Raw genomic sequence first — 24,470 nt, forward strand, 5'->3', positions numbered from 1 at the left:
GTTTTAAGCTCGCATTTCGCATTGCCCCTGCCGGCCTACGCCTCTATGCTCTGGCCAGTTTTTCAGCAAACGACAAGCCCGACGGCGCGCCCTTGAATTCGCTGCACGATTCGTATCATCGACCGCTGTTCCCGCGCGGACCCGGGCTCGGCCTGCGGACGCTGCTGTTGATGGCGCTGGCGCTGACCTTGATCTTCTACGACATGCGCGGCGACACGCTGAAGCCGGCGCGCGCCTGGACCTCCTACGCATTGACGCCGATCGTCTGGGTCGCGTCGCTACCGTCGCGGCTGATCGACGTGGTGCGTGGCATCGACTCGCGCAGCACCATCGAACGCGAGAACGCCACGCTCAAGCAGCAGCAGTTCATCCTCTCGGCCAAGCTGTCGAAGATGGATGCGCTGGAAGCCGAGAATCGCCGCCTGCGCGAGCTGCTGGCATCGTCCGCGCATCTGCCGGATCAGGTTCTGGTCGCCGAGATCATCGCCGTCAACCAGGACCCGTACCGTCATCAGATCACGCTGAACCGCGGCTCACGCGACGGTGTCTACGTCGGCCAGGCGCTGGTCGACGCACATGGCGTGATGGGCCAGGTCGTCGATGTCGCGCCGAATACCAGCAAGGCCCTGCTGGTGACCGACCCCGACCACGGCATGCCGGTCGAGATCAATCGCACCGGTCTACAGACCATCGCCGTCGGTCTCGGCGACGAGCGCGGCCTGCGCCTGCCGTTCCTGCCGTCGAACGCGGACATCAAGGACGGCGACCTGTTGGTGTCGTCGTCGCTCGGCGGCCGCTTCCCGGCCGGCTACCCGGTCGGTACCGTCTACGACGTCAAGCCGGTTGCCGGCGAGCACTTCATGGAGGCCTACGCCTACCCCGCCGCGCAGCTCAATCGCGGCCGACAGGCGCTGCTGGTCTGGAACCGCGGCGTACAGGCCGATGCCGACGCCGCGGCCGCGGATGAAAAGGCGGCGGCACAGGACCGCGAAATGCAGCAAGGCGACGACACCGGCAAAGCGGCGGCGACGCCGGCGGCCAAGCCTGACGCCGCGCCGCCTCCGAAACCGGCCGCCACCAAGCCGGCCGAGGCGACGGCCAAGCCGCCGGCGACCGAGAAGAAGCCGGCACCCGCCACGCGCAAGACGCCATGAGCCGCCCGAGTCCACAGGCCGTCTGGGCCGGCTATCTGCTGAGCCTGCTCTGCGCGCTGGTGCTGCAACTGGTCGAACTGCCCGACGCACTGTCGGCCGCACGCCCGCTCTGGCTGCCGCTGATGCTGGCGTACTGGGCGCTGCGCGAACCGCAGCTGCCGGTGCTGATCCCGGCCTTCCTCTGCGGCTTGATGCTCGACGTGCTCTACGCCTCGCCGTTCGGCCAGCACGCGCTGGGCCTGGTGGTGCTGGTCTACATCGTCGTGCGCCTGCGCAGCTTCTTCATCATCTTCCCGTTGTGGCAGGCGACCATCGCCCTGGTCCCGGCCTGGGCGTTGTACTGCTTTTTGATGTTCTGGGTCGACGGCGCGACGCAACATGAAGCCGAGATCTGGCTGCGCTGGCTGCCAGCGCTGTCGACCGCGCTGTTCTGGCCACTGCTGTGGAGTGTCATGGAGCTGATCCGTAGCCGCCGCGGCGGTGACGAGGACTGATGAGCCTGTTCGGTCCGCGGCGGCGTGATGCACTGAAGAACGTCTACGCCGAACGTGACGCCTTTCTGCGTCGCGCCGGTGTGGCGGTGGTGTTCTGCCTGGGCTGCGTGATTTTGCTGGTCGCGCGTCTGTCGGACCTGCAGATCGTCGAACACGAGCACTATCTGACACGCGCCGACGAGAACCGCATGCGCGTGACGCCGGTCGCGCCGGTGCGTGGACTGATCTACGACCGCAACGGCACGCTGCTGGCGCAAAACCAGCCGGCCTTCGTGCTTGAAGTGACGCCGGAACAGGTCGGCAACAGTGCGGCGATGGATCAGCTGCTGCAGCGCTTGTCGCACATCGTCACGCTGACCGACGCCGACATCACCCGCTTCAAGGATCGCGTGCGCAAGTCGCCGCGCTATCGCGGCGTGCCGCTGCGCTCGAACCTGACGATGGAAGAGGTCGCGCGCTACGAAGTCGATCGCTACGAGTTTCCAGGCGTCGACATCAACGCCGGCCTGACACGCAACTACCCGCTCGGCGCCACCGCCTCGCATCTGGTCGGCTACGTCGGCGGCATCAGCGAGGAGGAGTTGCGCGCCGCCAACGAAAGCCAGTTCCTCGGCCTGACGCAGATCGGCAAGAGCGGCGTCGAGAAGAGCGAGGAAGACCTGCTGCGCGGCGAGCCTGGCGCCAAGATCATCGAGGCCAACGCCTACGGCCGGCCGCTGCGCGAGCTCGACTATCGGCGTGGGTACCCGGGCCGCAATCTATATCTGTCGATCGACACCAAGGTGCAGGAAGTCGCCGAGGAGGCGATGGGTGACTACGAGGGCGCGGTGGTCGCCATCGACCCGCGCAACGGCGAGGTCATCGCCATGGTCAGCAAGCCCGGCTTCGACCCGCAGCAGTTCATTACCGGGATGGATACGGCGACCTATAGCGCCCTGCTCAAGGATCCGTCGCGGCCGCTGTTCGACCGCGCACTGCAGGGCCTCTACCCGCCCGGCTCGACGATCAAGCCGGCGATGGCGCTGGCCGGCCTCGAATTCGGCGTGGTCACGCCCAAGGACACCTTTTACTGCGGCGGCGCGATGTCGCTGCCGGGCTCGTCGCGCAAATATCACTGCTGGAAGCGCTCCGGCCATGGTCTCGTCAACATGGCCGACGGCATCAAGGAATCCTGCGACATCTATTTCTACAACCTCGCCATCGCACTCGGCATCGACCGCATGTACGAGGCGATGACCGGCTTCGGCTTCGGCCACAAGACCGGCATCGACCTGCCGCTGGAGAAGGCCGGCCTCTACCCGTCGCGTGAGTGGAAGCGCCGCTACCGGCACGAGAACTGGTACCCGGGCGAGACGCTCAATGTCGGCATCGGCCAGGGCTATACACTGGTCACGCCGCTGCAGCTGGCGCAGATGACGGCGCGCATCGCCATGCGCGGCACCGGCTTCCGACCGCACGTACTGCACGCTACAGAAGACCCAATCACGCGCAAGATCACCGAGGTGCAGCCCGAGCCGCTGCCGAAGATCGACCTGAAGGACGAGTCGAACTGGGATACCGTGATCACCGCGATGGAACGTGTCACCCAGGAAGTGCACGGCACCGGCTATTCAATCGGCCGCAACTCGCCGTATCCGATCGCCGCCAAGACCGGCTCGGCGCAGGTCGCCAGCCTGCGTCCGGACGAGCCGCGCAAAACCCAGGATCAGCTGCCGCTGAAGCTGCGCGACCACGCGCTGTTCATTGCCTTTGCGCCAGCCGACGACCCGAAGATCGCGGTCGCGGTGATCGCCGAGCACGGCGGCCACGGCGGCTCGGTGGCCGGACCGATCGCGCGTCAGGTCATGGATCAGTACCTGCTCGGCTACGTGCTCTACGGCAACGAAAAGAATCCGGAGCACACCAGCCACGTGACGCCGGCCGAAGTACCGGGCCTGAAGGCGCCGACGGACGCGTCGTCAGCCGGCGCCGAGGAAGACGATGATCGCTGAAATCCTGCAATCGGCCGGGCGTCGCGCCAGCCACAAGCCGGAGCCGGGTTTTTCCGACTGGCTCGAAAGCTGGCACATCGACATCTGGCTGCTGATCCTGCTGCTGACGGTCGCCACCGTCGGCATGTTCATCCAGTACTCGGCATCCGGACATTCGATCGACGGCGTCATCAGCCAGGCCCAGCGCATTGCCCTGGGCATGGTGGTGATGGCGGCGATCGCCCAGGCGCCACCGGCGATGTATCGCACGGTCGCCCCGTGGCTCTATGGCTTCACGCTGCTGCTGCTGATTGCGACGCTGGTGCTCGGCGACGCCGCCAAGGGCGCGCAGCGCTGGCTGGACCTCGGCGTGATCCGCTTTCAGCCGTCCGAGCTGATGAAACTGGCGATGCCGACCACGGTCGCTGCGTTCCTGCACACGCGGCGCCTGCCGCCGCGCTTCGGCACCATCGTCCTGACACTGGCCATCATCGGCGTACCGGCGGCGCTGATCGCCAAGCAGCCCGACCTGGGTACGGCCTTGCTGATCGTCGCCGCCGGCGGCTTCGCGCTGTTTCTCGGCGGCCTGCGCTGGCGCTGGATCGTCGGCGCGCTGGCGCTGATCGGCGCCGCCGCGCCGGTGCTGTGGACGCACCTGCAGGACTACCAGCGACAGCGCATCCTGACGCTGCTCGACCCGGAGAGCGACCCGCTCGGGGCCGGCTACCACATCACCCAGTCGATGATCGCGATCGGCTCCGGCGGCGTGTTCGGCAAGGGCTGGCTACACGGCACGCAGGCCAAGCTCGAATTTCTGCCCGAGGCGCACACCGACTTCATCTTCGCCGTCTATTCCGAGGAAATGGGTTTCATCGGCGTGATGGTGCTGCTGGTGCTGTATCTGGCCATCGTCGGCCGCTGCCTGTACATCGCGGCCCGCGCCCAGGACACCTTCCAGCGACTGCTCGCCGGCAGCCTGGGCATGACCTTCTTCATCTACGTCTTCATCAACATCGGCATGGTCATCGGCTTGCTGCCGGTGGTGGGCGTACCTTTGCCGTTGGTCAGCTATGGCGGCACCTCGGCCGTGTCGCTGCTGGCCTGCTTCGGTATGCTGATGTCGGTACACACTCACCGAAAACTGCTCGCGAACTGATGCAAAAACTGCTCGTCGTCACCCTGCTGTGCTGCTGCGCAGTCGCGTCGCAGGCACAAGCCGACGACGTCGATTACAGCCAGAACCCACGCGTACCGCAGCTGCTCGAGCGCCTGCGCGAGGACGATGGCTTCTCGGAAGCGCAGCTCAAGCAGGTCACCGATGCGCTGGCCGACGCCAAGCGTCTGCCGCAGTTGATCGTCCAGGAACAGAAAGCGCCCGAGCGCACCGAAACCTGGACGCAGTATTCGAAGCGCGTCGACACCTCGCGGATCCGCGCCGGCATCGCGCTGCTGCAGGACCAGCGCGATACGCTGGAACGCGCCGAGGAGGAGTTCGGCGTACCGCCGGCGGTGATCGCCGGCATCCTCGGCATCGAAACGCGCTACGGGCGCATCACCGGCGGCGTGCGTGTGCTCGATGCACTGGCGACGCAAGGCTTCGAGCATCCGACGCGCAGCAAGTTCTTCTTCAGCGAGCTCGTCGAGTTCTTCGCGCTGTGCCGCGACCAGCACTTCGATCCGCGCCAGCCCAAGGGCTCCTACGCCGGCGCCATGGGCGACGCGCAGTTCATGCCGAGCAATTACCGGCGCCTGGCGCTGGACTACGATGGTGACGGACAGGCTGACCTGTGGTCGCTGCCGGATGCGATCGGCTCGATCGCCAATTACTTCACGCACTACGACCCCGACTGGCGCTGGCGCGCCGGTCAGCCGATCGCCGTGCCCGCGACGATCCACGGCGACGCGCTGCCGGACGGCGCGGTCGCCAACACCCGCGACCATTTCTACTACGTGCGCGACCTCGAGCACGCGGGTATCAAGCCCGCGGTCGACCTGCCCGGCGATACCGTCGTCGGCCTCGTCGACCTGCTGCTCGACGGCGGCGGCCACGAGTACTGGCTCGCGTTCCCGAATTTCTACGCGATCATGACGTACAACCCCCGCATCTACTACGCCATGGCGGTCACGCAGCTCGCCCGACGCATCGAAGCCGAGGCGTCGGCGAGCCCATGAAATTTCGCGTCCTGACCGCGCTGGCGCTGCTGCCGCTGGCCGCCTGTGTGCAGACACTGCCGCGACCGAGCCCGCCGACGCCGCGCACCGTGCCGGTCGAAACGCCACCGCCGCCCGCAGGCCGCACCCGCAGCGGCATGCCGAAGGTGACGATCGCCCAGCCCGGCATCCAGGATTCGGCGCCGAATGCCGTCGACATTCCCGACGACGTCGCCAATACGCCGGACGCCGTGCCCAAGGTCGAACCGCGCAGCCGCTCCGGCAATCCGCCCGAATACGAAGCCTTCGGCAAGGTCTATCACGTCCTCGACGACACCGAAGGCTTCGAGCAGCGCGGCCGCGCCTCGTGGTACGGCAAGAAGTTCCAGGGCCGCAAGACCGCCAGCGGCGAGCCCTACGACATGTTCGCGATGACCGCCGCGCACAAGACGCTGCCGATCCCGAGCTATGTGCGCGTCACCAACCTCGAGAACGGCAGAACCGCGGTGGTGCGCATCAACGACCGCGGGCCTTTCCACAGCGGCCGCATCATCGATCTGTCATATGCCGCCGCGGCGCGGCTCGGTATCGTTGCCAACGGCCACGCCGAGGTCGAAATCAAGGCCCTGCAGCCGCAGGAAGACGACGATCAGGCCGTGGCCCAGGCCACACCGGCCGGCCCGCCGCCGGCACCGACCGCAAGCGCTCCGGCACCGACCACGGGTACAACAGTCGCTGCCGCCGGCCGTTGGCTGCAAATCGGCGCCTATTCGGACCCGATCAATGCCGTCATCACCCGCGACCAATTGCGCCGCCAGGGGGTCGAAGGCGTCGCCATCCGCGAGAGCCAGGGCGGCACCGTCCATCGTGTCGTGGTCGGGCCGTTCGCCAGTGACGCCGATGCCGAGCGCACCCGAAGTTGGTTGCACGACGCCGGATATCCGGCTTTTTCAGTCAAAGACTGACATCCAGCGGGACGCCCCCGACGTCTCGCTCCTTTAGAATCGACCCTGTTGCCGATTTGCCTGCCGAGTTTTACGTAATGAAAAAACTGCTGTCCCTGGCCACCGCCGCCCTGCTCGCCCCCGGACTCGCCTTTGCCGCCACGATTCCCGATCCTCCGGCCATCGACGCCAAGTCCTATGCCCTGATGGACTATGCGAGCGGCGAGCTGATCGCCGCGTCGAACCCGGACGAGCATGTAGCGCCCGCCAGTATCACCAAGGTGCTGACCACCTACATCGTCTTCGACGAGATCAAGCAGAAGCGTCTGTCGCCGGACGACGAGGTGCTGATCAGCGAGAAAGCCTGGCGCCAGGGCCTGGACTCCAGCGAATCGCGCATGTTCGTGCGCGTCGGCACGCAGGTGAAGCTGATCGACCTGCTGCGCGGCATCATCATCCAGTCCGGCAATGACGCGACGGTCGCTGTCGCCGAGCACGTCGCCGGCAGCGAGTCGGTGTTCGCCGACCTGATGAACGAATACGCCAAGCGCCTCGGCATGACGAATTCGCACTTCGCCGATGCCTCCGGCCTGCCGGATGCGAATCACTACACCTCGGCCCGCGACCTGACGATTCTCGCCCGCGCGCTGATTCATGATTTTCCGCAGTGGTACAAGCTGTTCTCGGAACGCGAGTTCACCTACAACAAGATCCGTCAGCCGAACCGCAACGGCCTGCTCGAGAAGGACCCCAGCGTCGACGGCATCAAGACCGGCCATACGTCGGAAGCCGGCTACTGCCTGCTGTCGTCGGCCGAACGCAATGGCCGCCGCCTGATCGCCGCGGTGATGGGCACCAAGAGCTGGGCGATGCGCGAGCAGGCCAGCATGGAACTGTTGAACTACGGCTTCCGCTTCTTCGACACCACCAGCCTGTTCGGCCCCGACAAGCCGGCGCAGCAGGCACGCGTCTACAAGGGCAATGTCGACAACCTGCCGGTCGGCACGCTGGAGCCGGTGGCGCTGGCCTTGCCGCGCGGTAGCGCCGATCAGCTGAAGATCAGCGCGCAGATCAACTCGCCGATCGTCGCGCCGCTGAAGAAGGGCCAGTCGCTGGGCACGGCGACTGTCTCGCTCGACGGCAAGACGCTGAAGACCGTGCCGCTGGTCGCGATGCAGGACGTGCCGCTGGGCGGTTTCTTCCACCGCCTGATCGACACCATCCGTCTCTGGCTCGGGTGGTAAGCGCCGTATCGAAAAAGCCCCCGCGTCGCGGGGGCTTTTTTTTGCGCCTCATTCGGTAATCGCTAGCGCAGATCGGCGCTGACACTGAAGTACAGCGCGCGCGGCGCGCCGAGGAAATAGGTGCCGTGGTTGTCGTTGTCGATGAATTCGGCCGGTGAGATGTAGCCGACATAACGCTTGTTGAAGAGGTTGTTGACGTGCAACTGCAACTGCACCGCCTCGACCGACGGCCAGGTCGGCGCGATGGTATAGCCGCCAGCGACATTGACGACGGTATAGGCGTCGACATGCTCGTCGTTGACCGCCGTGCCGTAGCGCAGACCGGTGTATTTCGCGTCAGCATCGAACGACCACGGCCCCTTCAGGTAGCGCGCGGTGACCGTCGCCATCAGGTTCGGCGTATCGGGCAAGGTCTTGCCTTTGACCGTCACCACTTCGTCGGCGCCGGCGTCCTCGTCATAACGCGTGTAGTTGTTGCGGAAGGTCGAGCGATTGAACGACAGCGTGCCGCTGAAATGCAGCGACGACAGCGGCCGCCAGAACGATGCGAGTTCGGCGCCATAGGTGCGCACGGAGCCGACGTTGCGATAGACCTCGGTGCTGATCTGATAGGGATCAGCACGCGTCAATTCGAGAATGCGATTCGCGTAGTCGATGTAGTACAGCGAGGCCGATGCGTTGAAGCGCTCGCCGACCTGGCGAATACCCAGATCGATGTTGCGCGAGGTCTCCGGCCGCAGTTGCGCGTCATAGGTCACGGAGCCGAGCGCATTGCGTGGCGCGGCGCTGAAATTCTCGGCGTAGTTGGCAAAGACCTCGTGCGCTGCATCGAGCTTGTAGGTCAGGCCCAGCTGCGGCTGGAACGCATCGTGATCCTTGCGCTGCAGCCTCAGCTCTTGTTGCTGATAGAACGCATCGATGTTCGGCGTGCCGTGAAAGCGGCGGTCCACATATAAACCCTTGAAGGCCGCATCGATCGTCAGCCGGCCATCGAACCAGTGACTGCTGTCGCGGGCGAAGAACTGCAGCACGGTGGTATCGAAATGACGGTCGTAGTACGAGACGATCGGCGCTTGTTCGGTCTCGACGCGGCCGTCGTCGGCGACGTTGTACAAGGGTCTGGCCTGCGAGAAATTGAAACGTTCGAACCAGCCGCCGAACTGCGCGGTATGCCGCCACCATCGGCGCGTCGCGCGCAGCGTCAGCCCACCACGATCGCCACTGAGCAGTTCACGGCGCTCGGTGACGCCACTGCCGTCATAGGGCTCGATATCGTCGCGCCCCGGCACGCCCTGACTCTCCGAAGTTGCATCGTCGTACTGCTGCGTCGCCGCCGACGGGGCAACGCCCGCATAACCCCAGCCACGCTTGTGTTCGTAGTACGGCAGCAGACGCAGCTTCCACGCCGGCGCCGGCTGGAGCTTCAGGTCGACGCTGAACAGCTGGTCGGTACGACTGTTCGTCCAGTAGCCGTAGTACAGCGCGTCGCGCTCCGGATCGCCGCTCAGGTGTTCGGTCAGATCGAGGCGCGACGACACATGACCGTCGGCGTCGTACTGCTGCATATCGTGATCGCTGCGATCGCCATAGAGATAGCTGAACACCGCCGAGCCATCGCTGAAGGTCTGCTTGAGCTTGATGCCGACATGGTCGACGTCCATGTCGGCATAAGGATTGTCGAACTGCACAGCCTTGGTTCGCGATCCACTCAGCAACGCCGTCGGCCCGCCTTCCCACCAGGCGGGCGTGTCGAGGCTGCCATAGATCCGGTTCAGTTCGTTGCTGCCGACCGTGCCGCTGAGACGCGCCGCCCAGTGCCCGAGCGGTTCCGCGGACTGATAGCGCACCGAGCCCCCCAGCGCGTGATACGACGGCATCATCACGTCGCTGGAACCTTGCGCGACACGAACCGACGTCAGATTTTCGATGTCGAGAAAGCGCTCCGGCGGACTGCCTTCGCGCGCGTCGGCCGTCTCCAGTGGCACCCCGTCCAGCGAGATGCCGAGTTGGTCGCTGCCGAAGCCACGCATGCGCACCGAGTTGCCGAACTCGTAGAGCCCGAACGGATCGCTGGTCTGCGAATTGACGCCCGGCAGATCATCGAGCAATACCTGCACCGGCGTGCCCGGCGTCTTGGTGGCAATCTCCGCCGGACGGATCGTGTTCGAGGCGCGTGTATACCCATGGCCGATGATCACGACATCCTCCACCGGCCCGAGCTGCGCGGTCGTCGCCCCGGAGTTCGATTCCGGCAGGTGCTCGGAGGTCACGGCGCTGGCGGAGACGATCACGACCGTGTCGTCGCCGACCACCTCGTAGCGCAGGTCCGTGCCCTGCAACAACTGCGACAGCGCCGTCGCCGCGCTGGCCGGGCCACTGACGCCCGCCGAGCGCAGGCCGCCCAGATCGGCGGCGGCCGTCACCACCTGAATCTGCGTCGCGACCGAGAATGCCGTCAGCGCCGTCGCCAGCGACTGCGGCGCGATTTCGAAGTTCTGCTGCTGATCAAGCTGCGCGAACGCCGGCGCCATACAAATCGTGGCCGCGAGCGCGAGCAAGCGGGGCGCTACGGGGCGCCCCGCCTGCCGAGGTCTGCTGCGCTGCGTTCTGTTGCCGATCGTCGTTGCTCTCGACTAATGACCTCATCCCAGACAAGACTCGCAACGAGTCGCCCGCACCTCGCCAGTGCACAGACCTGTACACCTGCACACCACGCCAACACAGATGCAAAGCGCAGGCCAGCCTGAACGCGGATTCATCAAAAAAAACGCGCCTTTTCAGGCGCGTGAATAACCACCGGTAAGCCGGGGACTTGGGAAGCTGGGGGCGGCTTACGGCCGAACGGCAATGACCTCGATCTCGACCAGGGCCGCGGGGCGCGCCAGGGCGGCGACCTGAACGGCCGACCGCGCCGGCAGGTTCGGCTGCTCCGGCGTGCCGAAGAACTGGGTATAGGCCTTCATCATGCCGGCGAAGTCGAGCTCGTTACCCTTCTCCGGATCAGCCTTCATGAACACCGTCATCTTGATCACGTCGCCCATCGTCAGGCCCATGTCCTTGAGCGAAGCCTGGATGGTCTTCAGCGCACCATAGGTCTGCGTCTCGGTGTCGCCGTAAGCGTCCTGCGAATCCTTGGGCTTGGACTCGTCGGCGATCGGCGCCAGCGCGCCGGACAGATAGACGATGGTCTTGCCCGCCGGCACTTCGACAGCCTTGGCGATCGGGAACTTGCCGGCCGTGTAGCGGATGACGTCCTTGGATGCTGCCGCCTCGGGCGCAGCAGCCTTGTCGCCCGCGGCCGGGGCCTTGTGGCCACCCGAGCACGCCGACAACACCAGCGTCAGCCCCAGGATGGCAGTCGATGCCGCGGTCCGGACCCTGTTCATCTTCACGATATCTCTCCCTTCAAAAACACTGTCGATAGCGGGCGATCGTGAGCCGCCGCCATCCCCAAAAGAACTGCGTGCTGCTGATCGATGGCCGGTGCCCGCCGCGATGCAGGCACCGGCCCCAAGCTCACGGACGAACCGCGATGACTTCGATCTCGATCAGGAACTGCGGGGCGGCGAGCGCCGCCACCTGCACCGCCGAGCGCGCCGGCACATTTGGCTGTTCCTTGGTGCCGAAGAACTTGGTGTACGACTTCATCATGCCGGCAAAGTCGAGCTTGCCACCCTGCTCCGGATCACCTTTGAGGAACACCGTCATCTTGACGACATCCTTCATGTCCAGGCCCATTTCCTTGAGCGTCGCCTGGATCTTGGTCAGCGTGCTCAGCGTCTGCTGTTCGGTGTTGCCGTACGCGTCCTGCGAATTGTCCGAAGCCTTTGCGCCTTCGAGCTTCGACGCCAGCTGCCCGGACAGATAGACGACCGACTTGCCCGCCGGCACCTCGACCGCCTTGGCGATCGGGAACGGAATGGCATTCGGGCCGGTGTTCGCGTAACGGATGACCTCGCCCGGCTTGGCGTCCGCAGCATGCGCCGCGCTGGCCGACAGTGCCGCAACCGCGATCAGCGCCGGCGTCAGGAATTTTTTGATCATGTCTTCAGTGCCCCTCGTAAGGACCAGTTTTGGGAAGTACCGCCTTCACTTCGGCAGCCGTGACCTTGTCCTTGTAGTTGTTGCCGAAATGCGTGCGGACGTAGTTCACGACAGCGGCGATTTCGTCGGCGTCGAGCTGACGCGCGAAGCTCGGCATCGCCTTCGAGCCGTTGACGACCATCACCATCGGATACTGCTTGGCGGCCAGCTTCGGATTCTTGGCCAGCGCCGGATAGCGGCCGGCGCCTTCGGCACCCATCGCATTCGGCATATGGCACTCCTGGCAGGTCGTCGTATAGACCTGCTCGCCCAGCGGCATCTGGCTCGCCGCCTCGGTCGGCTTGTCGGTCATCGACGGGCCGGCGTTGTCGGCCAGTACCGGCCCAGCCACCGCCATCAGCAGCACGGCCGCGAGCCCTTTCACGTAAGTCTTTTTCATGATGCTCCTTCGGCCCTTCAGGAATTGATGACTTTCTTGTGCAGGCGCGTGATGGCGTCGATGGCCGACGTCACTGCGCCTTCCTGCCACGCCGGGATGTACGAGGCGTGTTCACCGGCCACCAGGAAGCGGTTGTCGATCTGGCAAAGGTTGTCGTAGTGCTGCGCGCGCATTTCCTCGGTCCACGAGCCCGCGCAACCCAGCGTCCACGGCACGCGGTGCCAACCGACGGCGACGCCGTTGTCGAACTCTTCCTTGTACTGCGGGTGAATCATCGAGCCGTATTCGACCGCCTTCTTGACGCGCTCTTCCGGCGCCATCGCCGTGAACTTCATCGCGTCCGGACCGAAGGTGTAGCCGCCCAGCAGCACGCCCTTGCCGGGCTGGAAGTAATCGGTGTTCGGGTAACCGATCGAACGGATCGGCAAGTCGGTGTACGTGATGCCGCCGTAGATGTGCTCGTCCTGCTCCCAGAAGCGGCGCTTGAACTGCAGGCCGACCTTGAACGCCGCCGCGTACGGCACGGCATTGATCGCCGCCTGCATCTTCGGGTTGACGTTGAGGTCGATCTGGCTGAGCACCGACAGCGGGATCGTGCACAGGCAGTAGTCGGCCGTCACCGTGCGCGGATTGCCGTCGGTCTTGGGGTCGACGTAGGTGACCTTGACGCCCTTGTTGTCCTGGTGAATCTTGACGACCTTGCTGTTGTACTGGATCAGGTCGGCCAGTTTGCGGCCGAAAGCCTCACCGATCTTGCCCATGCCGCCGACCGGCTCGAAGATCGTGCTCTGCATCTCCGTGCTCCAGCCCGCCGAGATCGAGCGCCACAGGCCCGACTTCAGCAAATCCGACAAGCCGGTGATGTCGGTCGAATAGACCGGACGCGCATCGAGGCCGCCGCCCGGCGGCTTCTGGAAGCCGCGGCGGTTGCTCGACGCCTCACCCGGCACGTACTTGTAGTTGCGGTCCAGCGCACCGAGATTGCGCAGCGACGCGAGCAGCGCCTGCTCGTCTTCCTTGCTGACCATCTCGTCGAGCTTGCCCTGCTGCGTCACCTTGGCGAGCAGTTCGGAGACGTGGCCGAGATAGTCCGTCTGGATTTCGCGGAAACGTTGCGGCTTGCCGCCGAACGCCTGGGTGTTGTGCACGAAAGCGTTGTAGTTGATCTGCACGAACGGCTCGACGCGCACACCGAGGCGGCGCGCGTAGTCGAGGATGCCGTGATGGTTGTACGGCAGACGCCACGGGCCCGGGTTGATGTACAGGCCCTTGTCGAATTCGCACTTCTGCGTGAAACCGCCCAGCTCGGTGTAGACGTCACCACCGCGGATCGACCAGTTACGGCCACCGGCGCGGTTGTTGTACTCCAGTACCTTGACCTTGTAGCCGGCGTTGCGCAGCTCCATCGCCGACACCATGCCGGCGATGCCGGCACCGAGGATCAGCACCGACGCGCCCTTCGGGTCACCTTCCAGCTTGGGCGGGCCGTTGAACGTCGATTCTTCGACCAGGCCCATGCTCGCCATCGCGCGATACGAAACCGCACTGCCGGCGACCGTACCGATCATCGCCAGCAGATTGCGCCGGCTGATTCCGGTCGGCGCGTTAGATGCACTCATGAATGACTCCCGTTGATTCGGCTTGAAGGAACCCGCAGGCACTTCGGCTCGCGGTGGTTCGCTACTTGAACGTTTAACCCCGGCTGACTGGAAATATACGACCCCGAGACGCCGATGGCCCGTGACACTGCGGTCATCCATGATCGCCGCCGGAAAGCCTGTCGCGGGTCTCTCCCAGTCCTGTTCACCGGTCGTTTCATCAGGCGTTGATCACCTTGTGATGCAGGCGTGTGATGGCATCGATCGCCGACGTCACCGCGCCTTCCTGCCAACCCGGGATGTACGAAGCGTGTTCGCCTGCAACCAGGAAGCGGTGATCGATCTGGCACAGGTCGTCGTAATGCTGCGCGCGCAGTTCGTCGGTCCAGGTGCCGAAGCAGCCGAGCGTCCACGGCACGCGATGCCAGCCGACGGCGACGCCGTTGTCGAACTCCTGCGGATATTGCGCATGAATCTGCGCGCCGTATTCGACCGCCTTCTTGACGCGCTCCTCCGGCGGCATCGCCGTGAACTTCATCGCATTGGGTCCGAACATGTAACCACCGAGCAGCACGCCCTTGCCCGGCTGGAAGTAATCGGTGTTCGGGTAACCGATCGAGCCGATCGGCAAATCGGTATACGAAATGCCGCCATAGATGTGTTCGTCCTGCTCCCAGAAGCGGCGCTTGAACTGCAAACCGATCTTGATCGCCGCCGCGTACGGCACAGCATTGATCGCCGCCTGCATCTTCGGGTTGATGTTGAGGTCGATCTGGCTGAGCACCGACAGCGGGATCGTGCACAGGCAGTAATCGGCCGTCACCGTCCGCGGATTACCATCGGTCTTGGGGTCGACGTAAGTCACCTCGACGCCTTTTCTGTTTTGATGAACCTTGACGACCTTGCGCTCGTACTCGATCAGGTCCGCCAGCTCGCGACCGAAGGCTTCGCCAATCTTGCCCATGCCGCCGACCGGTTCGAAGATCGTGCTCTGGAACTCGGTGCTCCAGCCCGCGCCGATCGAGCGCCACAATCCAGATTTCAGAATCTCGGACAGCCCGGTCAGATCCTTGGAGTAGATCGGGCGCGCATCGAGGCCGCCGCCCGGCGGCTTCTGAAAACCGCGACGATTGCTCGATTCGCGGCCCGGAACATAGCGGTAACGACGATCCAGCGCACCGATGCGACGCAACGAGTCCAGCAAGGACGCCTCGTCCTCCTTGCTCACCATCTCATTGAGCTTGCCCTGCTGCGTCACCTTCGACAGCAACTCGGACACATGCCCGAGATAATCGGTCTGGATCTCGCGATAACGCTGCGGCTTGCCACCGAATGCCTGCGTGCTGTGCACGTAGGCGTTGAAATTGAGTTGCTGGAACGGTTCGACGCGCACGCCCAGGCGACGCGCGTAATCGAGGATGCCGTGATGGTTGTACGGCAGACGCCACGGACCCGGGTTGATATACAGGCCCTTGTCGAACTCGCAGTGCTGCGTGGCGCCGCCGAGTTCGGTGTAGACATCGCCACCGCGAATCGACCAGTTACGGCCACCAGCGCGGCTGTTGTATTCCAGCACCTTGACCTTGTAGCCGGCGTTGCGCAGCTCCATCGCCGCCACCATGCCGGCAATACCGGCACCGAGAATCAGCACCGACGCCCCCTTCGGGTCACCGTCGAGCTTGGGCGGGCCGTTGAACCGCGATTCCTCGACCAAGCCCATGCTCGCCATCGCGTTATACGAAGTCGCGCTGCCTGCCATCGCGCCAATCATCATCAGCAGCTCGCGGCGGCTGATTCCGGTAGATGCTTTATCGCTCATCGGACTTCCTCAATATTCAGACATCACGCCGCAAGGGATGCGCCAACACGCAGACACATCATGCCCAACGAAGAAGGGGCGCCATCGGCGCCCCTGCTCCTGACGTCCGGTGCATCCGTCGCCGGCTTTACGGCCGCGCTGCGATGACTTCGATTTCGACCAGCGCCCCCTTACCGGCCAGACCCGCAACCTGGAACGCCGAGCGCGCCGGCACATTCGGCTGTGCATCGGTGCCGAAGAATTCGCCGAACGCCTTGTTCATGCCGGCCTTGTCGAGCTCACCGCCCTTGTCCGGGTCCCCGACCATGAAGACCGTCGCCTTGACGACGTCCTTCATGTCGAGACCCAGGCTCTTGAGCTGCTCCTGGATCGCCGTCAACGCACCGCGCGTCTGCGTCTCCATATCGCCGCGCGCGGCGACCGTGTCCTTGGGCACGTCCTTGTTGATGATCGGCCCGGTTTTGCCGGACAGAAAAATCAGCGTCTTGTCGCCGGGCACTTCGACCGCCTTGGCGATCACGCCACCCTTGCGCTCGCCGCGATAGATCTTGATGCCGCCCTGATCCGCCGCGTATGCCACCGCCGACAGTGCCATCGCGCCGACCAGCGTCGGAGCCCACCATTTCTTCATCATCTCAGTGCCTTTCGTAGTCGCTCTTTTGGGGGAGCACCGCCTTCACCTCAGCGGTGGTGAGAACATCCGGATAGTGATTGCCGAAGTGGGTGCGCACGTAGTTCACCGCCGCTGCGATTTCGTCCGGCGCCAGCATGCGTGCAAAGCTCGGCATCGCGCGTGAACCGTTGACGATCATCATCATCGGATACTGCTTGGCGGCCAGCTTCGGGTTATTGGCCAGCGCCGGATAACGACCCGCTCCGACGGCCCCCTTTGCGTCCGGCATGTGGCAGCCCTGGCAAATCGTCGTGTAGACCTTCTTGCCTTCCGCGGCGTCCGGTTCGGCCGCCATCGCCACAGCACTGGTCGACAACAAGACAGCCGCGACGACACCCTGCATTTTCATTTTGTTCATGCGAGTTCCTTGTCGCTTCAGCTGTTGACGACCTTGTGATGCAGCCGCGTGATGGCGTCGATCGCCGACGTCACCGCACCTTCCTGCCACGCCGGGATATAAGAGGCGTGCTCACCGGCCACCAGGAAGCGGTTGTCGATCTGGCACAGGTTCTCGTAATGCTGCGCGCGCGCCTCTTCACTCCACGAGCCGGCACAGCCCAGCGTCCACGGCACACGGTGCCAGCCGACCGCAACCCCGTTTTCGAACTCGTCCTTGTACTGCGGGTGAATCTTCGAGCCGAGCTCGACAGCCGTGCGGACACGTTCGGCAGGCGACATCGCCGTCCACTCGAAGGCATTGCGTCCGTGAACGTAGGCGCCGAGCACCACGCCCTTGCCCGATTTGAAGTAATCGGTATTCGGATAGCCGATGTTGCCGATCGGCATGTCGGTATAGGTGATACCGCCGTAGATGTGTTCGTCCTGCTCCCAGAAGCGACGTTTGAACTGCAGGCCCACTTTGACCGACGCCGAATACGGCACCGCATTGATCGCCGCCTGCATCTGCGGGCTGACGTTCAGCTCGATCTGGCTCAGCACCGACAGCGGAATCGTGCACAGGCAATAGTCAGCCGTGACGGTGCGCGGATTGCCGCCGGTCTTCGGGTCGACATAGGTCACCGCGACCTTGTCGTTGTCCTGATGAATCTTGACGACCTTGCTGTTGTACTGGATCACGTCAGCCAACTCACGACCGAAGGCTTCGCCGATCCTGCCCATGCCCCCTACCGGCTGAAAGATCGACGTCTGGTGATAGAACGCCTCGGCGGTACCGATCGCACTCCACAGGCCGGAATGCAGAATATCCGGCAGATCGATGAAATCCTTGGAGTAGATCGGCGCTGCATCGAGACCACCACCAGGCGGTTTCTCATAACCACGGCGATTACTCGACTCGCGGCCCGGCACGTATTTCAGATTGCGATCCAGTGCGCCCCAGGAACGCAGCGATTCGAGCAGCGCCTCCTGATCATGCGCGCTCATCAGTTCGTCGAGCTTTTTCTGCTTCGTCACCTTCGAGAACAGCTCGGCAACCTGCCCCGACCAGTCCGCCGCAATCTCGCGATAGCGCTGCGGCTTGCCGTCGAACGCCTGGGTGTTGTGCACATAGGCGTTGTAGTTGAGCTGCACGAACGGCTCGAGCGCGACGCCGAGGCGGCGACAATAATCGAGGATGCCGTGATGGTTGTACGGCAAACGCCACGGGCCCGGGTTGATGTACAGGCCCTTGTCGAATTCACACTTCTGCGTAAAGCCGCCCAGCTCGGTGTAGACGTCACCGCCGCGGATCGACCAATTACGGCCACCGGCGCGGTTGTTGTACTCCAGCACCTTGACCTTGTAACCGGCGTTGCGCAGCTCCATCGCCGACACCATGCCAGCGATGCCGGAGCCGAGAATCAGCACCGACGCGCCCTTCGGGCTGCCTTCGAGTTTGACCGGCCCGTTGTAGGTCGATTCCTCGATCAACCCCATGCTCGCCATCGCACGATACGAAACCGCACTGCCGGCCACCGTACCGATCATCGCCAACAGCTCGCGCCGGCTCAGGGTCGGAATCTGCTTTGAGCTCATGAATGCTCCCGATACTCACAAGGCGCGTGCGCGCCTCCCGGAAGATGCATCCGCATGCGCCACGGAATTCGCGATGGCGCATGCGGGTACATCACAAAAGCAGGACGGCGACCCGCAGGCCGCCGTCCCGTACTGCTCATAACATCAGAACGTATAGGTCAGCTTGCCGTAGTAACGAGCACCGAAGTAACCGATCGGGCTGTTGTTGATGTACGCACGGCTGGTGTTGGTCGAATACGAGTTCACGTAGTAGTCCCAGATCGGCTTCGGCAGCTTGTCCGGATACTGATTGAACACGTTGTCGGCACCGAGGCTGACACTCAGATTGGTGATCGGCTTGTACGAGAATTCAATATCCGTCAAAGCCAGCACGCCAATCTTGCGCTTGTAGTAGTTGCCGCCTTCATAGGTCTTCAGCTGCGACACGACCGAGTCGGGGAAGCTGCTGACCGACTGCAGCGTCGACTGCGGCCCGTAGATGCGTTCCTTCAGATTGACCGAGAATTTGCCAATCGTCGTCAGCATGCCGAGGTTGAAACGATACTTCGGCGAATCCGTTTCGAGATTCTTCTGCGTGACGTCGCTGAACATGACCGCGCCACCCAGTGCGGCCGGAGCCGAGTCAGCGTGCAGCACCTTGTTCTTGTTGTAGTTCGCCGCGGCTGTCCAGTCGATCACACCCCAGCTCGGCAGCGTCGAGTAGGTCGTCACGAAGTCGACGCCACGTGTGCGGGTGGTCAGCGCATTGTTGAATAACGAGACACTGATGTTGGCACGTGCCGTCGAGTCGAGCGAACCGCCCTCAGTCGCCGGATCGATGCCGCCGAGGTAGCCCATTTGGACCAGCGCCAACCCAAGCGCTTGGTTGTAATCCGAGTCGTTGACGCCGTCACCGTTGGTGTCGGCCGGGCACGGCGACGTCGGATCATCAACGCAACCGGTCGAGTAGGCAAACGAGCCGATTTCAACGCGATCCTTGATCTTGATCTGGTAGAAATCGAGGGTCGATGTCATGCGCTCGATCGGGTGAAGCACCAGACCGAGGCTGAAGTTGGTCGACAGCTCCGGCTTCAGGCCGCCGCCGAAGCCCAGTGATGCGGCGCCAGAACTGTTCGGCTGCAGCTGCGGGTTCGCGCTCGTCGGACCCACGTTGACCGCCGAGTAGTATTCCTCGCCCAGCGTCGGTGCGCGGAAGCCGGTGCTGGCCGTACCGCGAATCGCGAAGGCCGGCGAGAAATCGTAACGCGTGGTCAGCTTGCCGACGGTCTTGCTACCGAAGTCGCTGTAGTGCTCGTAGCGCCCCGCGATGTCGATCTGCCAGGGCTCGATCGGCTGCAGAATGACGTCGACATAACCAGCGTAGCTATGACGCTGATAGTCACCGGTATTGACGGCCGGGTTGTAGCCCGGGAACGACGATGCGCCCGAACCATAGTACGAAGCCGCTTCGCCCGGCTCGATGCCGTACGTATCACGGCGCCACTCACCACCCATGGCCAGCGTCAGCGGCTCCGCCATGCCGACGCTGAAATTCTTCGAGACGTCCAGCGTACCGGTAGTCTGCGATGCCTTGTAACGACCGTCGAAGAAACTCGACGGCGAAGCACCCGTTTCCTGCCACAACGTGAAGTTCATGGAGTTCAGTGTGTAAACGTCCATGTAGTCCTTGCCGTAAACCGCTGCGGCATCCCAGGACCAACCCGCCAAATCGCCCTTCACGCCACCGGCCAGTGACATGTCGACTTCGTCCGATGCTTCGTACGGATTGAAGCCGTACGCATACTTGTGCGTCACTTCGCCGGTCGTCGGGTCGGTATAGCCTCCGTCCTGCGACGGGCGGCGGTAGGTTTCGATCGACTGCGCAGTCTTCTTGCCGTAGTTGCCGAAGCTGTAGAACTGCAGACCGTCGAGATCGTAGCCCGCGTTGAAGAACGCCATCTGCCGATGAACTTCCGGCGGATCGCCAACATGGTTCAGCGACGTGCCGCCCGGGTAGTACTTCATGGCCGAGTCGTTGGCCAGATAGTTCGCGAGCGCCGAGGAGTTCGGACCACCGGTATCGATGTAGGCCTGGCACTCGGTCGGATTGCTGACGCAGACCGCCGGACCGTAGGGCTGCGCACGCGTAACCGTCGCCTGATTCTGCACTTCGGCCGACAGATCGAAGTAGCTCTTGTCGTTGCCGAACGCAGCGCTCGCCGTCCAGGTATCAGTGCCGCCGCCGCCATCCTTGTAGCCGGCATAACTGACGCCAGCCGAGCCGCCGGACTTGTCCTTCTTCAGGATGATGTTGATGACGCCGGCGATGGCGTCGGAGCCGTACTGCGCGGCGGCGCCATCGGTCAGGACTTCGACATGGTCGATCGCGTCCTGCGGAATGAAGGCGAGATCGGCCGCTTCTTCGCCGCTGCTGGCACCGACGTTCGAGGTGATATGACGACGCTTGCCGTTGACGAGCACAAGCACATGGTTCGCCGACAGGTTGCGCAGATTCGCCGTCAGCGTCTGGCTGGCCATGTCGCCGCCGCGCTGGTTGACGTTGAACGACGGCACCTGCATCGAGATCATGTTCGACACGTCGGCCGCGCCCGACTGCTTCAGCGTCTCGGCGCCGACGACCTGCACCGGCGCCGGGCTGTCCGACGCCTGCATGCCGACCTTGCGCGTACCGGTGACGATGACTTCCGCCATGCCCATATCGGATGCGTCGGCAACATCGGCCTGCGCGACCTCGGTCGGCGCCGGGCTTGTCTTTGCATCATCCGCGTAAGCCGTATTGGCGGCGAGTGCCGCCGAGAGTACCAACGACGAGCAGGCGAATGCCTGCATCGGCTGGCGAAGCTTCAATGAGTCGAGTACGACTCGAACACCGGTTTCTTTCGTCACGCCAGACTCCCTAAGTCCAGTTTGTTGAAGTCGCGGCACCGATAGCGGTGTCGCTTGTTCATGGAACGTACGGATTGGCAGAAACGGAAATGCAATCTAGATGAGCGCAGTTATTGGTATTTAGCGCTGTTTTCTCGCACCATCTCGGAACACTTTTAGTCTGAAATGATTTGTTTCGGCGCGCGTCGCACTATGAACGAACAGTCAGCTGGCTGTTGCTCGGCGCGCTGATGGCGCACACGCCACCCCAGCCGCCAATGCAAAACGGCCGCTGCGCGTAACGCGCAGCGGCCGTCAGGCACACCTAATTTTGTTGATAGATATCGAGCGGCTTGTGATTACGCGTCGCGGTGCTTGAGCACGACGCGACCATCTTGATGTTGGACCACAACCGGGAACACCTTCTCGATCGCCGCCAGCCACTCATGCTCGTGACCTTCCAGCACCGTTCCCGTGTAGCGCAGCGACTTGATCCGCGGATCGTCGATAACGACTTCATCGTGAGAATAACGGTTCAGATTGGCGACGACCACGCCGAGGTTTTCATCGACGAAACGCTGGCTGCCGTGGCGCCATGCGATCGCCGCCTCGCTGTCCGCGGGTGTCACGGTCAGGCGCTGATCCTCCGACACCACGAGACGCCCAGCCGGAACACGAATCCCGCCGTCGCCCGCCTGCGTCGAGCCATCGGCGACGCCGGCACCCGCGACATCGACGATGCCCTTGGTCACGACGACCTCGACCCGACCACCGGTCTTGCGAATATTGAAAGCCGTGCCCACCGCGGTGACGCGCAGCTCGCCGACCTGGACCACGAACGGCCGCTGCGGATTGTGCGCAACCTGAAAATAGGCTTCGCCGTCACCAAGCGACAGGCGGCGCCGATCCGACGAGTACTGGACGTCGACGCGGGTATCGGCGCCGATCGCAACCTGCGAACCATCGCTCAAGGTGACGTCGCGCGTTTGCGCCTTGACCGTCTCATAGCTCATCACCGGCTCGACAGCCGACGGCGGCGCCATGCGCGGCGCGAGCACGACGAACGACACGGCCAGCACCACGACTGCCGCCGCGGCAGTCCAGAGCGGCCAGCGGCGACGCCCGCGCGCAACGGTGCGCGCCGTGGCCGGCGCTACGGGCACGCTCGGCAGTGGCTCAAGCACCTCACGGCTGACCTGATTGCGCTGATCCTCGTCCAGCGCGCCGAGACGGACACCCAGACCTTCGATCTTCTCGAAAGCCTCCAGGTTGGCCGAGTCCTGCTGGCACCAGGCAAGCCACTCGCTGATTTCTTCTGGACGAACGTCGTCTTCACGCAGACGCAGCCACCACAGGCTGGCCTGTTCCAGACGCGCCGTCGATTGTTGTTTGGGGTTCATCAGCCGCTCCTCGGGCGGCAATTGTCCCAGAATGACGCGCTCCCCGCACGTGAACTTTGTCACACCTGCGCGACAGGCATTCTGGCGCCCGACCTCGACGGAATGACGTCAAGCAGCGTTGGCTTCATCCAAGCGCTGGCGGCAAACCGCCATGGCCCGCGCCACATAGTGGCGGATCATGCGATCGGTGAGCTGCATCTGGGTGGCGATTTGCTGCACGCTATGCCCTGCGAAGATATGAAGCATGAACGCGCGACGGCACTTTTCCGGAAGCTCGCGCAAAGCATCCTTCACCAGCGTCAGCTCTTCCTGCGCCATGGCCGTGTGATCCGGGCCAGGCCGGGTCAGCAGCTCCTCGAAGAATTCCTGCGGAGAGTTGCGCTCGCGAACCTGGCGCTTGCGAATGCGGTCAATGGCCAGGTTGCCGGCGATCGCGAACAGATGCGCACGAAGGAAGCTGACGGCCGAAGCCTTTTCGAGTTGGAGCAGGCGCACGTAAGCCTCCTGGGCCACATCATGGGCCTCGGCTTCGGACTGCAGGCGGGCAACGAGAAAGCCGACCAACGCACGGTTGTGTTCCTGGAACAGCCGGCGCACCATCTCCGCGCGCGCCGTGGGGTCCAGCGGCGACTCGTCGGGAGCGGCCGTCTCACCGAGGCGCGGCAGCCGCTGCATTCCTTCACCGTCCTCAGCTTCATTCCTACTAACGATGTTTGCTAAGGCCTGCATGACTACCCCTTCGACGTCGATGTCGGTCGGGGCTGCCTCGCAAAATCCAGACCGTTTTGCGTCAGCTCTACGTCGAATTTCCGTTTCTTCCGCCCCGCGCGTTGTAGAGCGTGAGGGGTACTTTTTTGCCTTGCCCCGGGGTCGGTAAAAATGACCGACCTGGCACCGGCCGAAACCGAAAAGCTCGCTCCAGACACCCCGCTCGTCCGGCGTCTGGGGCTCATCGACTACGCCACGACCTTCGAACGCATGCGTGCGTTCACCGATGCACGCAAGCAGGGCACGCCGGACGAAATCTGGCTGCTCGAACATCCGCCAGTGTTCACGCAAGGGCAGACCGGCAAGGCTGAACACGTGCTCGCGGCCGGCAGTATCCCGATCGTGCAATCGGATCGCGGCGGCCAGGTCACCTACCACGGCCCAGGCCAGCTCGTGGTCTATTTCCTCGTCGATCTGCATCGCCGCGGGTATGGCATTCGCTCGCTGGTCTCGCGTATCGAACACAGCATGGTGGCGCTGCTCGGCGAGCGTGGCATTCACGCTTATGCCGATCCGGAGGCACCGGGCGTGTATGTCGATGACGCCGGCGGCAAGCGCATGAAAATTGGATCCCTGGGCCTGCGCGTACGGCGCGGCTGCACCTATCATGGGCTGTCCTTGAACGTGGCGATGGACTTGGAGCCGTTCTCGCGCATCAATCCCTGCGGCTATCAGGGACTGAAGATGACGCAGATGGCGGATCTGGCCGGGCCGATCAGCGTCGTCGAAGCCGGTGAAGCCCTGCTGATACACCTGCTGCGAGAACTGGGCTACGTCGCCTGACGTCGGACTGGCGCGTAGCGGTCGCTTACCGGCTGTTACGCAGATGCGGCAAAACAGCCTTAATAATCAGCCGGCCGTTCAGTCTGGGTCGGGTACAATCGGCCGATTGGAGTTCCATGCCTAGCCCCCGCTCCTTCACAGAAGAAGGCC

The 24,470-nt window shown here is 63.8% G+C and carries 20 protein-coding genes; 8 read left to right on the plus strand and 12 right to left on the minus strand.

Translation table 11 applies throughout. The annotated features are described in order from the left end of the window. Positions 1–92: 92 nt before the first annotated feature. From mreC to G7Y82_RS16250, 7 genes are all read left to right on the plus strand, one after another. The gene (gene mreC, locus G7Y82_RS16220) at positions 93–1,154 is read left to right on the plus strand and encodes a rod shape-determining protein MreC (RefSeq protein ID WP_168149187.1); all 1,062 of its coding nucleotides are present in this window, start codon (positions 93–95) and stop codon (positions 1,152–1,154) included. Next, positions 1,151–1,648 carry a rod shape-determining protein MreD gene (mreD, locus tag G7Y82_RS16225; protein WP_168149188.1) on the plus strand — a complete coding sequence of 166 codons (498 nt, stop codon included), beginning with the start codon at positions 1,151–1,153 and terminating at the stop codon, positions 1,646–1,648. Before mreC ends, mreD begins: the two co-directional genes overlap by 4 nt. Continuing rightward, positions 1,648–3,639, plus strand: a complete 1,992-nt coding sequence (gene mrdA, locus G7Y82_RS16230; protein ID WP_168149189.1) for a penicillin-binding protein 2 — start codon at positions 1,648–1,650, stop codon at positions 3,637–3,639. The genes mreD and mrdA overlap by 1 nt, the downstream gene beginning before the upstream one ends. After that, the gene (gene rodA / locus G7Y82_RS16235; protein WP_168149190.1) at positions 3,629–4,774 is read left to right on the plus strand and encodes a rod shape-determining protein RodA; all 1,146 of its coding nucleotides are present in this window, start codon (positions 3,629–3,631) and stop codon (positions 4,772–4,774) included. Before mrdA ends, rodA begins: the two co-directional genes overlap by 11 nt. Further along, entirely contained in the window at positions 4,774–5,790 is a 1,017-nt protein-coding gene (gene mltB, locus G7Y82_RS16240; RefSeq protein ID WP_168149191.1) for a lytic murein transglycosylase B, read from the plus strand. The genes rodA and mltB overlap by 1 nt, the downstream gene beginning before the upstream one ends. Continuing rightward, positions 5,787–6,734, plus strand: coding sequence for a septal ring lytic transglycosylase RlpA family protein (locus G7Y82_RS21760; protein WP_206370773.1), 948 nt, complete (start codon positions 5,787–5,789; stop codon positions 6,732–6,734). Before mltB ends, G7Y82_RS21760 begins: the two co-directional genes overlap by 4 nt. A 77-nt stretch (positions 6,735–6,811) precedes the next feature. Continuing rightward, complete coding sequence (locus G7Y82_RS16250; RefSeq protein WP_168149192.1) at positions 6,812–7,957, plus strand: D-alanyl-D-alanine carboxypeptidase family protein; 1,146 nt, start codon at positions 6,812–6,814, stop codon at positions 7,955–7,957. Positions 7,958–8,019: 62 nt separating this feature from the next. Here G7Y82_RS16250 and G7Y82_RS16255 read toward each other — a convergent pair whose 3' ends face one another. The 12 genes from G7Y82_RS16255 to G7Y82_RS16310 all read right to left on the minus strand — a co-directional run bounded on the left by G7Y82_RS16255 (position 8,020) and on the right by G7Y82_RS16310 (position 23,444). After that, positions 8,020–10,488, minus strand: coding sequence for a TonB-dependent receptor (locus tag G7Y82_RS16255; protein ID WP_168149193.1), 2,469 nt, complete (start codon positions 10,486–10,488; stop codon positions 8,020–8,022). 300 nt (positions 10,489–10,788) lie between these two features. Further along, the gene (locus tag G7Y82_RS16260) at positions 10,789–11,343 is read right to left on the minus strand and encodes a RidA family protein (protein ID WP_168149280.1); all 555 of its coding nucleotides are present in this window, start codon (positions 11,341–11,343) and stop codon (positions 10,789–10,791) included. A gap of 130 nt (positions 11,344–11,473) precedes the next feature. Next, positions 11,474–11,998: a RidA family protein gene (locus tag G7Y82_RS16265; RefSeq protein WP_436286681.1), complete on the minus strand. Its 525-nt coding sequence runs from the start codon at positions 11,996–11,998 to the stop codon at positions 11,474–11,476. A gap of 7 nt (positions 11,999–12,005) precedes the next feature. After that, positions 12,006–12,440: a c-type cytochrome gene (locus G7Y82_RS16270; RefSeq protein WP_168149195.1), complete on the minus strand. Its 435-nt coding sequence runs from the start codon at positions 12,438–12,440 to the stop codon at positions 12,006–12,008. Between the two features lie 17 nt (positions 12,441–12,457). Then, on the minus strand, positions 12,458–14,059 hold the full coding sequence (locus G7Y82_RS16275; RefSeq protein WP_168149196.1) for a flavin monoamine oxidase family protein: 1,602 nt from the start codon (positions 14,057–14,059) through the stop codon (positions 12,458–12,460). A 199-nt stretch (positions 14,060–14,258) separates the two neighbouring features. Further along, positions 14,259–15,857, minus strand: coding sequence for a flavin monoamine oxidase family protein (locus G7Y82_RS16280; protein WP_240954360.1), 1,599 nt, complete (start codon positions 15,855–15,857; stop codon positions 14,259–14,261). Between the two features lie 127 nt (positions 15,858–15,984). Continuing rightward, a complete protein-coding gene (locus G7Y82_RS16285; RefSeq protein ID WP_240954361.1) occupies positions 15,985–16,491 on the minus strand; it encodes a RidA family protein in 507 nt (168 codons plus the stop codon). A gap of 1 nt (position 16,492) precedes the next feature. Next, entirely contained in the window at positions 16,493–16,888 is a 396-nt protein-coding gene (locus tag G7Y82_RS16290; protein WP_168149197.1) for a c-type cytochrome, read from the minus strand. Between the two features lie 17 nt (positions 16,889–16,905). Then, positions 16,906–18,504: a flavin monoamine oxidase family protein gene (locus G7Y82_RS16295; protein ID WP_168149198.1), complete on the minus strand. Its 1,599-nt coding sequence runs from the start codon at positions 18,502–18,504 to the stop codon at positions 16,906–16,908. Positions 18,505–18,648: 144 nt separating this feature from the next. Next, positions 18,649–21,390, minus strand: coding sequence for a TonB-dependent receptor plug domain-containing protein (locus G7Y82_RS16300; RefSeq protein ID WP_366515688.1), 2,742 nt, complete (start codon positions 21,388–21,390; stop codon positions 18,649–18,651). A gap of 338 nt (positions 21,391–21,728) precedes the next feature. Then, the gene (locus G7Y82_RS16305; RefSeq protein ID WP_168149199.1) at positions 21,729–22,769 is read right to left on the minus strand and encodes a FecR family protein; all 1,041 of its coding nucleotides are present in this window, start codon (positions 22,767–22,769) and stop codon (positions 21,729–21,731) included. Between the two features lie 108 nt (positions 22,770–22,877). Further along, on the minus strand, positions 22,878–23,444 hold the full coding sequence (locus tag G7Y82_RS16310; RefSeq protein ID WP_168149200.1) for an RNA polymerase sigma factor: 567 nt from the start codon (positions 23,442–23,444) through the stop codon (positions 22,878–22,880). A gap of 204 nt (positions 23,445–23,648) precedes the next feature. Between G7Y82_RS16310 and lipB the strand changes: the two genes are divergently transcribed. After that, positions 23,649–24,320: a lipoyl(octanoyl) transferase LipB gene (gene lipB / locus G7Y82_RS16315; protein WP_168149201.1), complete on the plus strand. Its 672-nt coding sequence runs from the start codon at positions 23,649–23,651 to the stop codon at positions 24,318–24,320. Positions 24,321–24,470: the final 150 nt, after the last annotated feature.

Origin of the sequence: Solimonas marina (assembly GCF_012241385.1) — a bacterium.
GTDB lineage: Bacteria > Pseudomonadota > Gammaproteobacteria > Nevskiales > Nevskiaceae > Solimonas > Solimonas marina.

Excerpts from the sequence above, each read along its gene's own strand:
- G7Y82_RS16270 (WP_168149195.1), bottom strand. The coding sequence starts at position 12,440 with ATGAAAAAGACTTACGTGAAAGGGCTCGCGGCCGTGCTGCTGATGGCG.
- mreD (WP_168149188.1), top strand. The coding sequence starts at position 1,151 with ATGAGCCGCCCGAGTCCACAGGCCGTCTGGGCCGGCTATCTGCTGAGC.
- G7Y82_RS16295 (WP_168149198.1), bottom strand. The coding sequence starts at position 18,504 with ATGAGCTCAAAGCAGATTCCGACCCTGAGCCGGCGCGAGCTGTTGGCG.
- G7Y82_RS16280 (WP_240954360.1), bottom strand. The coding sequence starts at position 15,857 with ATGAGCGATAAAGCATCTACCGGAATCAGCCGCCGCGAGCTGCTGATG.
- G7Y82_RS21760 (WP_206370773.1), top strand. The coding sequence starts at position 5,787 with ATGAAATTTCGCGTCCTGACCGCGCTGGCGCTGCTGCCGCTGGCCGCC.
- G7Y82_RS16250 (WP_168149192.1), top strand. The coding sequence starts at position 6,812 with ATGAAAAAACTGCTGTCCCTGGCCACCGCCGCCCTGCTCGCCCCCGGA.
- G7Y82_RS16255 (WP_168149193.1), bottom strand. The coding sequence starts at position 10,488 with ATGGCGCCGGCGTTCGCGCAGCTTGATCAGCAGCAGAACTTCGAAATC.
- lipB (WP_168149201.1), top strand. The coding sequence starts at position 23,649 with ATGACCGACCTGGCACCGGCCGAAACCGAAAAGCTCGCTCCAGACACC.
- mrdA (WP_168149189.1), top strand. The coding sequence starts at position 1,648 with ATGAGCCTGTTCGGTCCGCGGCGGCGTGATGCACTGAAGAACGTCTAC.
- G7Y82_RS16275 (WP_168149196.1), bottom strand. The coding sequence starts at position 14,059 with ATGAGTGCATCTAACGCGCCGACCGGAATCAGCCGGCGCAATCTGCTG.
- G7Y82_RS16260 (WP_168149280.1), bottom strand. The coding sequence starts at position 11,343 with ATGAACAGGGTCCGGACCGCGGCATCGACTGCCATCCTGGGGCTGACG.
- G7Y82_RS16285 (WP_240954361.1), bottom strand. The coding sequence starts at position 16,491 with ATGATGAAGAAATGGTGGGCTCCGACGCTGGTCGGCGCGATGGCACTG.
- G7Y82_RS16305 (WP_168149199.1), bottom strand. The coding sequence starts at position 22,769 with ATGAACCCCAAACAACAATCGACGGCGCGTCTGGAACAGGCCAGCCTG.
- G7Y82_RS16310 (WP_168149200.1), bottom strand. The coding sequence starts at position 23,444 with ATGCAGCGGCTGCCGCGCCTCGGTGAGACGGCCGCTCCCGACGAGTCG.
- rodA (WP_168149190.1), top strand. The coding sequence starts at position 3,629 with ATGATCGCTGAAATCCTGCAATCGGCCGGGCGTCGCGCCAGCCACAAG.
- G7Y82_RS16290 (WP_168149197.1), bottom strand. The coding sequence starts at position 16,888 with ATGAACAAAATGAAAATGCAGGGTGTCGTCGCGGCTGTCTTGTTGTCG.
- mltB (WP_168149191.1), top strand. The coding sequence starts at position 4,774 with ATGCAAAAACTGCTCGTCGTCACCCTGCTGTGCTGCTGCGCAGTCGCG.